General features: G+C 74.2%; 12 protein-coding genes. 2 read left to right on the top strand and 10 right to left on the bottom strand.

The window, feature by feature from the left end; translation table 11 throughout:
• Positions 1–146 precede the first annotated feature (146 nt).
• The 6 genes from ACIQ9P_RS15095 to ACIQ9P_RS15070 all read right to left on the bottom strand — a co-directional run bounded on the left by ACIQ9P_RS15095 (position 147) and on the right by ACIQ9P_RS15070 (position 4869).
• On the bottom strand, positions 147–1253 hold the full coding sequence (locus ACIQ9P_RS15095) for a methyltransferase domain-containing protein (RefSeq protein WP_402355094.1): 1107 nt from the start codon (positions 1251–1253) through the stop codon (positions 147–149).
• Between the two features lie 367 nt (positions 1254–1620).
• On the bottom strand, positions 1621–2460 hold the full coding sequence (locus ACIQ9P_RS15090; protein WP_402355092.1) for a helix-turn-helix domain-containing protein: 840 nt from the start codon (positions 2458–2460) through the stop codon (positions 1621–1623).
• The gene (locus ACIQ9P_RS15085; protein WP_402355090.1) at positions 2461–2976 is read right to left on the bottom strand and encodes a DUF6879 family protein; all 516 of its coding nucleotides are present in this window, start codon (positions 2974–2976) and stop codon (positions 2461–2463) included.
• The gene (locus ACIQ9P_RS15080) at positions 2960–3181 is read right to left on the bottom strand and encodes a hypothetical protein (RefSeq protein ID WP_402355088.1); all 222 of its coding nucleotides are present in this window, start codon (positions 3179–3181) and stop codon (positions 2960–2962) included. The genes ACIQ9P_RS15085 and ACIQ9P_RS15080 overlap by 17 nt, the downstream gene beginning before the upstream one ends.
• Before the next feature lie 186 nt (positions 3182–3367).
• On the bottom strand, positions 3368–4243 hold the full coding sequence (locus ACIQ9P_RS15075) for an FAD-dependent oxidoreductase (RefSeq protein ID WP_402355086.1): 876 nt from the start codon (positions 4241–4243) through the stop codon (positions 3368–3370).
• 122 nt (positions 4244–4365) lie between these two features.
• A complete protein-coding gene (locus ACIQ9P_RS15070; protein ID WP_402355084.1) occupies positions 4366–4869 on the bottom strand; it encodes a hypothetical protein in 504 nt (167 codons plus the stop codon).
• A 326-nt stretch (positions 4870–5195) separates the two neighbouring features.
• Between ACIQ9P_RS15070 and ACIQ9P_RS15065 the strand changes: the two genes are divergently transcribed.
• Both ACIQ9P_RS15065 and ACIQ9P_RS15060 read left to right on the top strand, forming a co-directional pair.
• Positions 5196–6857, top strand: coding sequence for a hypothetical protein (locus tag ACIQ9P_RS15065; protein ID WP_402355082.1), 1662 nt, complete (start codon positions 5196–5198; stop codon positions 6855–6857).
• 646 nt (positions 6858–7503) lie between these two features.
• A complete protein-coding gene (locus ACIQ9P_RS15060; protein WP_402355080.1) occupies positions 7504–8151 on the top strand; it encodes a PhzF family phenazine biosynthesis protein in 648 nt (215 codons plus the stop codon).
• Positions 8152–8163: 12 nt separating this feature from the next.
• On the opposite strand, the gene ACIQ9P_RS15055 is transcribed toward ACIQ9P_RS15060, so the two are convergent.
• From ACIQ9P_RS15055 to ACIQ9P_RS15040, 4 genes are all read right to left on the bottom strand, one after another.
• Positions 8164–8805 carry a VanZ family protein gene (locus ACIQ9P_RS15055; protein ID WP_402355078.1) on the bottom strand — a complete coding sequence of 214 codons (642 nt, stop codon included), beginning with the start codon at positions 8803–8805 and terminating at the stop codon, positions 8164–8166.
• Between the two features lie 311 nt (positions 8806–9116).
• Complete coding sequence (locus ACIQ9P_RS15050) at positions 9117–9521, bottom strand: hypothetical protein (protein ID WP_402355076.1); 405 nt, start codon at positions 9519–9521, stop codon at positions 9117–9119.
• The gene (locus ACIQ9P_RS15045) at positions 9518–11032 is read right to left on the bottom strand and encodes an ATP-binding protein (protein WP_402355074.1); all 1515 of its coding nucleotides are present in this window, start codon (positions 11030–11032) and stop codon (positions 9518–9520) included. The genes ACIQ9P_RS15050 and ACIQ9P_RS15045 overlap by 4 nt, the downstream gene beginning before the upstream one ends.
• Before the next feature lie 89 nt (positions 11033–11121).
• The gene (locus ACIQ9P_RS15040) at positions 11122–11799 is read right to left on the bottom strand and encodes a response regulator transcription factor (protein WP_045938110.1); all 678 of its coding nucleotides are present in this window, start codon (positions 11797–11799) and stop codon (positions 11122–11124) included.
• Positions 11800–12152: the final 353 nt, after the last annotated feature.

Raw genomic sequence — 12152 nt, 5'->3', positions numbered from 1 at the left:
CCGCTCCCCCGCGTTGGCGGTGGTGGGCGCGCCCGCGGGCGGGTCCCCCCCCCCCCGGGCGGGCGGCCCCGGGGGGGGGGCCCCCGCGGGGCCCCCCCCCGGGGGGGGGGCCGCCCCACACCCCCCCCCCCCCCCCACTTCGTATGTCACCGCGTGATGTCGCCGACCGGATGCCCGGGGCCGTCCAGCCAAGCGTGTTGTCTGCCGTCCGGCCGTACGGTGAGCCCGAACCTCGTCAGCTCGGGCCGCCCCCGTTCCACCCACCATGTGTGGGCTTCGCAGATCTCGTCCCAGAGCTGCCTGGGACCCGTCTGCTTCACCGCACCTCCGTCCGCCCAGTTTCGATATCGGGCGGACGCCCACGAGCCGAGGCCGTCCGAGAGTTCGATCCGGTAGGTGGCTCCCGGGTCCACGCCGTCCCAACGGTGAACGGATCGCACATCCGGCACCTGAAGGCCGATGGCGAAGGCGGCGTGGACGTCCTCCTCCATCAGCGACGGGTCCATCGGTGAGGCGCCGGCCCTCGTCGTACCCGGGACCGGCGCTGCCACCGCGTGCGGTCGCTGGGCGCGCATCCACATGAAGGAGGCGTTCTCGGCGAATCGCCCGTGTGCCTCTCTCCCCGCTCCTTCTGTGACGAGGCGTAGCAGCCCCGCGTTGGCGTAAGGCGTCCCCCAGGGCGTCACGACGACCCCGCCGGGCACCGTCTGCTCGATCCATGCCGGGGGAATCGTCCGGACGGCCGCCGTCGAGTGGATGCGGTCGTAGGGCGCTTCAGGACTCCAGCCGCCGAGTCCGTCCCCGACCACCCGGCGGGGAGCGAGGTGAGCGACCTCCAGCTTTCGTCCGGCCTCGGCCGAAATAACCGGATCGATCTCGATCGTGGTGACCTGATCGCCGCCGAGGCAGGCGGCGAGCAGGGCGCTCGTCCACCCGGTCCCGGTGCCGATGTCGAGGACCCTGTGTCCCTCGCCGGCAGCCAACTCCCGCAGCATGGTCGCCACCAGGGACGGCATGGAGCCCGACGAGGTCGGCACTCCCGGGCCGCCACTCGCACCGTCGTCGAGTTGCGTGACCACGGAGTCGTCGGTGCTCACCGCGTCCCACCAGGCGTCGGGCTCCCGAGTTCGGTCGACCTGCCGATAGCCGGACGGGCTGTGCTGGTCGGGAAGCCAGATGGAGTCCGGGACGAAGGCGTGGCGCGGGGCGCGTGCGAACGCGCCCCGCCACCCTGCGTCCAGGGTGCCGGACATCGCCAATCCGGCGATCAGCTCCGTGTACCTGTTCACGGATGCCTACTTCTTCTTCTCGTCCGGGCCCGGGGGAGGGACCGGACGAGTCCATTTACCGTCCGACTCCGTGGGAGACTGCTGCTGATCGCCGGTCTTCCCGTTCTGGCCGTCGCCGTGCTCGCCCATGTCGCGTCGTCCTCCGTTCTGTCGGGTCAGGCTTTGCCGGGAACGGGCATGGGCCCGGAGGTGGGACCGGTGCCGGGCTCGGGCGGTGTCGGACCGGGACCGGGGAAGGGGGTGCTCATGCCGGAACTCCTCTCGTCGGAAATCCTCTTGGATCACGCTAGGAGCGCCTCCTCGGAACTTTCAAGGGAATTCCCGTTACCGACTAAATGCCGTTCCTGAAGTCGGCGGCGACAGCGGAAAGGAAGGCATCTGAAGCAGTGTCAAAAATAGCCATTCCTTCATACAGGGCGAAGATGGCAAGATGCTCGGAGATGTCCCGGGAGTCGCGGAAGACTATTCTTCCGGTGAACGTCTCCACGGTCGCCAGATGCTCGCCGTAGACGGTGAAGGTGTTCATCGGGCCCCGGCCGGTCACCACACCGTTCGGGACGATCCCGATGCGTACGTTCGGCAGCCGGGAGAGCGCGACCAGTCGCTCGACCTGTACGGACATCGCCATTGGCGGCACCACCGCCCATCGCACAGCCTGCTCCGTGAGCAGGAAGGTGAACGACTTGGAAATGTCGTACAGCACCGCCTGCCGTTCCAGCTTCCGCGCGACGACCGATGCGATGTCGCCGGGGGAATGTGCGATTCCGGCTCGCACGTATTCGGGCGTGGCCAGCAGGCCGGTGACCATCGCGGGCAGGAAGTAGCGGAACACGGTCGCCGACGCCTCCAGCGCCGCCAGTTCGGTTTGCCGCTTCTCAAGGCCGCGACGCAAGGAGGCGCGGACGCCCTGCCACTCGGTGTTCGCGACCCTGGCGAGGGACATGATCTCCTCGGCCGGCCCGGGCGGTACTCCGAGCGCGCGGAGAATGGATTCCACCTCGGTGAGGCGCGGGGTCTTCCGCCCTGTCTCGATCTTGCTGATCGTGCTCTGGGACAGGCCGCAACGTAGAGCGAGCCGGTCTCCGCTGAGACCGGCTCGCTTACGGAGATCGCGTAGCAGCCGGGCCAGGTCGGCCTTCGACCGGTCCAACTGCTCTGGGGCGAAGGTCACTCACCCATGATCCTTCACGTACTCCAGGAAGGGAACGGACTCGGCGATCGCCAGGCGCTTCCAGGCGGAGTACGGGGCGGTATCGCCGTCGTGGACCTGGCGGTTGATCTGGGTGCCGTCCTGGCGGTAGTTCATCAGCACCACGCGGCGGTCGTCGAAGAGCCAGAAGTCCTGGTCGGGCAGGCCGGGATTCGGCCGGTCGGTGAGGTCGAGGATCCTGATGTCCTCCCCGGCCCCGACGTTGTGGCGGTAGTGCGCGAACTCGTAGCGCAGGTAGTCCGTCAGGGGGCGGGTGAGTACATGGACACGGCCGATGCGGCGCCCCGTCTCCCGGTATCCCCGGACGCGTGCCGTCCAAGCGGCGGTCGCCCCGACGGTGAGTGGTTCGCCGGCGAGGAAACGGCGGAGTCCTTCCTCCTCCTGCGGCATCGTGTAGACGTCAAGGGTCTCCAGCCGCCAGGCGTCGTGTTCCATGGCGTCGAAGTACGCCCGCCAGGTGTCACCATCCAAGAACACGGAACGCCTCCCGCAGGGTCTCCTCGGGGATCTCGACGAGCGACTCCCCGTCGGGCGCGCGGAAGCCCGTGAACGTACTGCCCTGAACCACGAACGAGCCTTGGCCGGTCGCGTAGACATTGGGGCAGTCGTCGGACCCGCATTCGCCCGATCCCTCGCCGCTGCTGCTCTGCGTGAGGCGGATCAGTCCCGGCCTACCGGTCATTGTGAACCCCTTTGTGGGTGCGCCTGGTTGAGCAAGCCGGGGGTGACGTTACGCGCGGCGACCGCGAGGTGACCATCCGAACAGGGGACTATTCCCGTTCGCGCCTAAAGATCTTGCGGAGGCCAGGAAGTCGGGCCCGTCGACTTCCTGCGCCGTGGCCGGTCAGCCGGTCAGCCGGTCAGCCGGTCAGCCGGTCAGGCGGAGGGCGTAGTAGGCACTCAGCGCCGCGTCGGCGCCGGAGCCGGTGGCGGTCATGATGCGTTGGCCGCGGGCGGAGCGGAGATCACCGGCGGTGAGGACGCGGGGGTGCTGGCGGTCGGGTGGGCAGTAGCCGTCCTCGGCGCGGACCAGGGTGCCGGGGAGGGCGGCCGGGCGGACGCCCAGGTTCACGAAGACGGTGTCGGGGGCGAAGACGCCCAGTCCGCCTGCCGTGACATGGCCCTCGGGGGAGCGGCGGAGATCGAGGGCGTTCAGCTCCAGCAGGGTGACGCGTGGGTCGTCGCGGACCTCCTCGGCCTTGTACGCGTCGGCGGGTGGGTGCGGGACGAGCAGGTCGAGCGCGGCGTCCGGACGGGCGCGCAGCAGGGTGCCGAGGGGGCGGTCGGCGCCGAGCACGAGGGTGCGGCGGCCGGCCAGGAGCGCGGCGTCCGCCTCCCAGAGCGGGGGCGGGGGGTCCACGGCGGAGGTGAGCCAGGCGGCCTCCTCCGGCCGGGCCGCGCGGACGCCGGTGGCGACGATCGCGTACCGGCCGCGCACGGTGGTGCCCGGGGTGGCGAGGTGGACGGTCACCCCTTCGTCGTCGGCGCGCAGTTCGGTCGCCGGGGTGCCGAGCAGGAGGTCGCAGGAGTCGGCGATCCGCCGGACGTCCGCCGCGACGGCGTCGGCGAAGGCGGTGCCGGTCGCGAAGCCGAGCACGTTCTGCACCGCCGGGACGCGCCGCAGGGTGGCACCGGGCTCGCGCCGCTCGACCAGGGCCGACCGCAGTCCGACGCTCGCCGCCATCACCGCCGCCGCGCAGCCCGCGGGCCCGCCGCCCACGATCACCAGGTCGTAGGTCTCCACGGTCCGCCCCCCTCCGTCGTCGGCGGCCGGAATCCGGCCGCACCGCGCAGCGTAGTGCGGACCGAGGAGGGCGGACGGGGGACCGGCCGGCGCCCTGGTGAGTGGCGCCCGGCCGGTGGGGATCAGCCCTGCGGCGGGGCCGGCGGCTGGTACGGCGCGGCCGGGGCGACGGGGGCCGCGGCCTGGTACGGCGAGGCGGGCGCGGCCGGGGCGGCGGCCTGGAACGGAGCGGCCTGCTGCGGGTACTGGCCGCCCTGGGGGTACTGCGCACCCTGCGGGTACTGGCCGCCCTGCTGCGGGTACGGCGCGTTCGCCTGGTACGGCGCGGCGGCGGGCGCGGCCGGCGCCTGGGAGCGCGCGACCAGTGCCTTCACCGCGTTGGCTATCAGCAGCACCGGCAGGATGAACGCCTTGAAGAAGAGCGTGTAGGTGCCGCCCTCGAAGACGAACGCGAGGTAGTACGCGTAGCCGGTGAAGCCGAGGCCGACGAGCACGTTGAAGAGGCGCCAGCCGATCTTCAGGCCGCCGAGGTTGACGGCGCCGATGACCAGCAGGGCGATGCCGCTGACGGCCAGCAGGACGACGTACCAGGAGAAGAGCGGTTCGACGTCGAAGTCGAGGTTCACAAGTGGTTCCTGTTGTTGCCGGGACGGGACGGACGCGAACGGGCGGCCGCCGGGGGACGAGTGGGGACAGTACTGGAGCGGGACGACATCCGTCCTCACGATTTCGTCACGGTGTCATCGCCGAATCCGCCCGGCGAACCTCCCTTCCACCCCTTGAAAACCGCTCAGGAAGCGTCCGCGCGTTCGGATATGATGCGCCCGTCGCTGGTGGTTGGGGGGCGAAGCAGCGACCCGGGTGAGAGTCCCGGAGCGGCCTCCCACCTCGGCGAAACGGCCCGCCGCCGGGTTTCGTCGGGTTCACCCGCCTTTCCTCCGTGAGGTCTCCCTTGCGTACTCAGCACCGCAGATCCCTGGCCCTCGCCGCCGCCGCCACCCTGGTCTCGGGCGTGGCCCTGACCACCGCCCCCGGCGCGGCCGCCCTGCCACGCTCCGAGGGGACCGGCGGTGCGGTCCGCAGCGCCCTCGGTGGGGTGGGCACCCCGGGACCGGTCGGGACCCAGGAGCGGCGCAGCCCGGTGACGATCACCGTCGCGGGCTTCCCCGGCACCCTGACCGGCGGCGGGCCCGCCGCCGAGTTCACCGCCACACTGCGCAACTCCGCCGACCACGCGGTCGACGTCACCACCGGCTTCGTCGTCGCGAACGTCGATGCCGGGATCCACGAGAACCAGCTCACGCTCGACCACCAGTCCCCCGGCGCGGCCTCGTGGAAGGCCGCCGCCCTCGTGCCCGGCGCCGGCGTCGGCGCGACCTGGAACCTCGACACCTTCGCCACCCGGCTGAGCCTGCCCGCAGGCGCCTCCGCGACGTACCGGCTGCGGCTGGGCGTCACCGCCGACGCGCCCGCCGGCCGGGCCACCGGCGGCTTCAGGGCGGTGGTCTCCGACCCGACCCTGCCGCCGGAGACCCGGATCACCGAAGCGGCGAGCCCGCAGCGGGAGTTCACGGTCGCCGCGGCCGGCTCCACCGGGGCGCCGACGACCGCCCCCGCGCCCGGTGTGCCCTACCTCGGTCTGGACGCGGTGCCCGGCGCCTTCACCGCGGGCGCCGAGCCGAAGCCGTTCCGGCTGACGCTCACCAACCGCAGCGGCAAGGACGTCGCCTTCCTGCCCGAACTGACCTTCCGGGGCAAGGCCCTGCCCGCCGCCGAAGCGGTCAGGCTGGAGTTCCGGGCCCCCGACGGCGAGTGGCTGCCGGCCGTGGACAGCGGCCAGGGCGCGCCCGGGCGACTGGCCCTGACGCTGCGCACGGGCGACCGCGAGACCTCGCTGGTACGGCTGCGCGACGGTGAGTCCCGGACGCTGAACGTGCGGCTGGCCTTCGCCCAGGACACTCCGGCCGGGGTGCTGTCGCTGCTGCCGACCGGGAACAGCCTCCCGGCGGCCGGGACCGGCACCGGGGTGCCCGCCGCCGGTTCGGCGGTCGACATCACGGTGGCCGCCGCGGCCCCGGCCACCCCGTCCGCCGCGCCGAGCAGCGCGCCCGCCGAGGCCGGCGGCCCGCCGTCCGCCCCGGCGGCGCCCCCGGCGGCCGAGCCGGCGGCGCCCGCCCCCGCCGCGCCCGGGGTCGGACTGGCGGCGGTCACACCGTCCGCCGACCCGGGTGGCACACCGGCGGCCGTCCCGGCCTCGGAGGTCACGCCGACGCCGTCGGGCGCGGCCGCCGCCCCGGCCCCGGCGGTCACGGTGACCGTGGCGGCGCCCCCGGTGCCGTCCGTGGACCTCGCCTCGACCGGCGGCTCGTCCACCAACACCCCGATGGCGATCACCGGCGCCACCTCGATCGCGATGGGCATCGGCACCCTGGTCGTGGCGCGTCTCCGGCAGCGGAACCGCCCGGCGGCCGCCCGGACGCCGCTCCCCGCCGGGGGCCCGGGCGTGGGACCGCACCCGGCGACGGGCGGTCCGGGCCCGCGTCCGCCGGCGGCGCCGCCCGTCCGGCCCGCACCGGGCCCTGCCGCCGGCCCGGCCGGTCCGGCGGCGCGCTGAGCCGGACGGACCGCCGGTCGGGCCGTGTTGGTCCGTGCCGAGCCGGACGGACCGCCGGTCGGGCCGGGAGCGTGCCTGGGTCGGCGTGACCGCCGGGCCCGCCCGAGCGGAGCGGACCGTCGGACCGGGTTCGCTGTCGGACGGCTGCCGCTGCCCGCCGGCCCCGCGGCGCGCCGGGCCGATCGGACCTGCGGGTCCGGCCGCTGCGACCGGGCGGGCGCGACCGTCGCGCGGGCCCGATCGGACCGGCCCGGCCGGCGTGCTCGGCCGCTGCCCCGCCAGTAGCCGTGCCCGGGACCGGCCCGCAGCCGGTCCCGGGGCGATCCGGATCCCGGCCCGTGACGGTTGTGGCTGTCCGGGCCGTGTCGGGTCCTGCGCCCGGCCGCCGGGGCCGCAGCCGGTCCCGGGCGGCCCCCCGTCGTGGCGGGTGACGGTCGCCGCTCCGGCCTGGGCCCGCGTCGCGCCGAGTCGGCCGGATCCGTGGGTTCGGCCGGGGGCGTGCGCCGGTGCGACCGCCCGGTGGGCCCGAACGGTCGGGGCCGGGGATCGGCCGGCCGTTCCCCGGCGGGTGCGGCCGCCCCCGCCGGGAGGGTGCCAACCGGTCCGCGTGCCGCGCGGGCCCGATCGGACGAGGAGTGACCGCGACATGGCCGACCACGAGGTGCTGTACGTGTTCTGCGACCCCGACGGCGCGCACGGGAACGCGCTGGGCGTCGTCCGGGACGGCGCGGCCGTGCCCGCCGAGGCGGACCGGCAGGCGATCGCCCGGCGGCTCGGTTTCAGCGAGACCGTGTTCGTCGACGACCCGGAGCGCGGCGCGATCGACATCTGGACCCCGACGCTGCGCCTCCCGTTCGCCGGCCACCCCTGCGTCGGCGCCGCGTGGCTGCTGGGGGTGGACCAACTGGTCACCGCCGCGGGCGTGGTCGGGGTGCGGCGGGACGGGGGGCTCACCCGGGTCGCGGCTCCGGCCGCCTGGGTGCCGCCGCGCACGCTCCGCCGGTACCCGACGGCGGCCGAGGTCGACGGGCTGGCGGTGCCGCCTCCGGGTGAGTGGATCTACGCCTGGGCCTGGCAGGACGAAGCGGCGGGCACGGTCCGCGCCCGGGCCTTCCCCGGTCGGGGCGACGGCATCGACGAGGACGAGGCGACCGGCGCGGCCGCGCTCCTGCTGACGGCCGAGCTGGGACGGGGCCTGACGATCACCCAGGGGATCGGCTCCCGGCTCGTCACCGGGATCCCCGGGGAGGGGCTGGTCGAGGTCGGCGGCCGGGTCCGTCGCGCGGACCGGTGAGGCGAGGGACGGTCAGCCCCGGCGGGCGGGGCCCGACGAGCCGAGGCTGAGCAGCGATTCGGCCTTGCGTCCGTGGTGCGCGGCCGGGGCGGCGGCGGTTCTGGGCGGGTGGTTGTCCGGTACGGCGCCGCCCGTGGCCGAAGCCGAAGCCTGGGCCTGGGCCTGGGTCGAAGCCGAAGCCTGAGCCGGTTCCGGAACCGGGACCGGGTCCGGAACCGGGCCGGGGTCCGCCGGAGGAGCCACCGGGTCCCGGAGGATCGCGCCGCGCCGCAGGAGCAGCACCCGCCCGGCCGGGACCAGGGCGAGGTGGGTGGCCGCGACGCCGACGACGGCGAGCAGTATGTGGTCGACGTTGAGCACGTGCCCGGGCGTCCACGAGGAGAGGAACTCCAGCGCCGTGGCCAGCAGCGCCGAGGCGCCGGTGGTGCGCAGGAAGGACGGGAACCAGGGGCTCCCGAGCCGGCCGCCGGCGAGCGGGAGGAGGACGCCGAGCGGGGCGGGCAGCAGCAGCTCGTCGAGCAGCTGGCCCACGGAGGAGAAGCGGAGTGAGGCCAGTGGCGTCAGGTTGGCGTCGTAGACCCAGGCCACCGGCAGTGGTCTCAGGACCAGCCAGCCCATCAGCAGCAGGTGGAGGGAGAGGCCGATCAGTCCCACCGCCCGTAGTCGACGCCGGTGGCGCTGGACGGCCGTCGCCCGTCCGCTCTCGGTCCGCACGTCGGCACGCGCTTCGCGTGTCGTGGTGCCATCTCGCTGCACGGGGGGAAGGACGTGCACCGGCGGCGTGACGGTTCCACGCCCGGTGCGAAGTTTGCGTCGCACGCCGGGGGCGCGTCCGCGCACGAGGACGGAACACGGCCCGGAACGGGGACGGAACGCGGGGCGAAACGCCTGGTGGCCCCGCCGGGGCCCCGCTCCGGCGGGGCCCCGGACCGGACCGGGGGCCCGGCTCCGACCCCCGGCGTCCCCTACCGGCAGGGCGGCGCCGTGGTCGGGGCGGAGGGCGACGGCAGCGCGCCGAACACGTTGTCCGCCGGAGCCGTCGGCGTCGCCGGTGACACCACGGAGGGCGAGGGCGACACCCCCGGCGGGACGGCCGTCGGCGCCGGGCGCGCCGAGGCGGCGGCGGACGCCCCGGGGGTCGGCGTTCCGTGCGCCGCCGCGGCCTGCGGCGGGCCGCCGGCCGCCCCGGACGGTGTGCTCGGGGCCGTCGGTATCCGCGCCACCGTCGGGCAGGCGGTCCGGCTGGCCGGCGCGCCCGCGTCGACCGGGACGGCCGTCGGACGGATGCCGCAGCCGGTGGCCAGCGCGGCCAGCCCCAGCAGCGCGGCGGCGGCGAACGGGCGCCGCAGCGGGCTCGCTCCTCGGGTCACCGGGCACTCTCCTCGGCGGTGTCGGCGGACGGCGGCGGAGGCGGCTGGGTCACCGGCAGGGTCAGCGTGAACACCGCCCCCACCTCGCCGTTCGCGGCCGTGATGGACCCCCCGTGGATCTGCGCGTTGGCCATCGCGATGGACAGGCCCAGACCGCTGCCCTCCGAGCGCGCCCGCCCCTTGTCGGCCTTGTAGAAGCGGTCGAAGACGTGCGGCAGCACGTCCTCCGGGATGCCGGGACCGCTGTCCGACACCGCGACGACCACGGTGTCGCCCTCCCCGCGCACCCGCACCTTCACCGGCGAACCGCCGTGCTTGAGCGCGTTGCCGATCAGGTTGGCGAGGACGACGTCCAGCCGGCGCGGGTCGACCACCGCCAGGATGCCGCGCGGGGCGTCCACCTCGACCGCGTCGTACCAGGCCCGGCCGTCGATGCAGGACATGATCAGGTCGGAGATGTCCATCTCGTCGGCGACGAGCTTGGCGGTGCCGGCGTCGAAGCGGGTCACCTCCATCAGGTTCTCCACCAGGTCGGAGAGCCGCCGGGTCTCGCTGACCACCAGGCGCACGGCCGGTTCGATCATCGGGTCCAGCGACTCCGCCTCGTCCTCCAGGATGTCCGTCACGGCGGTCATCGCGGTCAGCGGCGTGCGCAGCTCGTGCGACATGTCGGCGACGAACCGTCGGCTCTGCGCCTCGCGCGCGCTCAGCTCCTCGACCTGTCCGTGCAGCGACTCCGCGGTGCGGTTGAAGGTCCGGGCCAGGTCGGCGAGTTCGTCCGAGCCCTCGACCTCCAGCCGGGTGTCCAGATGGCCCTCGCCGAGCCGCCGGGCCGCGTCGCCCAGCCGCTTGACCGGCCGCAGCACGGTCGCCGAAGCGGCCTGCGCCAGCAGCGCCGAGCCGATCAGCGCCAGCAGGGTGGCGATCGCCAGCGACCAGCCGAGCGTGTTCAGGTCGGCCCGCTCGTTCTCCAGCGACTTGAACATGTACGCGGTCGGCCCGGTCGTCACCACCTTGGTGCCACCGATGACGAACGGCCGCCCGTCGAGGTTCTGCCGCTGCCAGTACAGGTGGTAGGTGTACGGGTTGGACTCGGTGAGCTCGCGCGGCTTGCCGACCGCCGTCCGCAGCGGGGCCGGCACGGTGGCGATCGTGAACTGCGCCGAACTGGACGAGGCGACGCAGTTCGGCAGCGCGGGATCGGCCACCACCACGTCGTAACTGAGGCCGGAGCTGGCGACGGTGCTCGCGAGCGTGTTCAGGTCCTCGCAGGTGGCGTTCAGCGGCAGGTTCGACACATTGCGGCTGAGCGAGACCCGGAAGTCGTTCAGCGCGGTGTCCTGGGCCCGCTTCAGCACCGCGTCGCGATTGAGCCAGTACGCGATGCCGGACGCCGAGACGGCGGTGAGCAGCGCGACCGCGGCGAACACCGCGATCAGCCGCACGCGCAGCGAGCGCAGCCGGCGCCACGGGCCGGAGGAGAACCGGGCCGTCGTCTGTTGGTCAGTCACAGGAGCCTGTCGTCACGGAAGTCGTCGGCGCGCGGGGCGGGATATCGCCGGCGCGGAACGGAGGCGGGCGGGTGCGTCGGCCGGGCCGGTCACGCCGGCGGGTCCAGCCGGTAGCCGACCCCGCGCACCGTGCGGATCAGCGTCGGCGCCGAGGGCACGTCCTCGACCTTGGCCCGCAGCCGCTGCACACAGGCGTCCACCAGCCGGGAGTCGCCCAGGTAGTCGTGCTCCCAGACCAGGCGCAGCAGTTGCTGCCGGGACAGCGCCTGCCCGGGCCGCCGGCTGAGCTCCAGCAGCAGCCGCAGCTCGGTCGGGGTGAGCTGGAGGTCCGCGCCGTCCTTGGTGACCGTCATCGCCGCCCGGTCGATCACCACGGTCCCGTACACGGAGGAGTCCGAGCTCTCCCGTTCGCCGCGCCGCAGCACGGCCCGGATCCGGGCGTCCAGGACGCGGGGCTGCACGGGCTTCACGACGTAGTCGTCCGCGCCCGACTCCAGGCCGACCACGACGTCGATGTCGTCGGACCGGGCCGTCAGCAGGACGATGGGCAGTTGGTCGGTGCGGCGGATCCGGCGGCAGACTTCGAAGCCGTCGATTCCGGGCAGCATGACGTCCAGCACGATGAGGTCCGGCCGCTGCTCCTTGAAGAGCCTCAGGCCGTCCTCGCCGGACGCGGCGGTGGCCACGCGGTGGCCCTGGCGGGTGAGGGCGAGTTCGAGGCCGGTGCGGATGGCGTCGTCGTCCTCGATCAGAAGGAGGAAAGGCACGGCCTCATTCTGGCTCACCCGGAGCGGTGAATCACCCCCCACCGTCCGCCCGGGGGCCGCACCCCTCCCGCGCGCCGCACGGCCGGGAACCGGAACGCCCGCCACCGGCGTCCGTCAACGGCGGGACAGCGCCCGGGACGAAAGCCCCGGCCCTGTGACAGCCCTGTGACAGTCGACGGACAGCGCCATCACAACCGGCGGGCAGGATTTTCCATGTCGCCGCAGGACAGCGGGCCCATCGGCCCACTGGACGGCGGCAACGGAACCGCTCGAACCGAACCAGAGGGGGCGCACGATGAACGCCACGCTTCAGACCCGGACCAACCCGGCCGTCCTGACCGCGCGTTCGTCAG

Source organism: Kitasatospora sp. NPDC094019 (assembly GCF_044764505.1).
Lineage (GTDB): Bacteria > Actinomycetota > Actinomycetes > Streptomycetales > Streptomycetaceae > Kitasatospora.
Note: the sequence above shows the minus strand (reverse complement) of the source record. Positions and strands in the feature narration are given on the sequence as shown.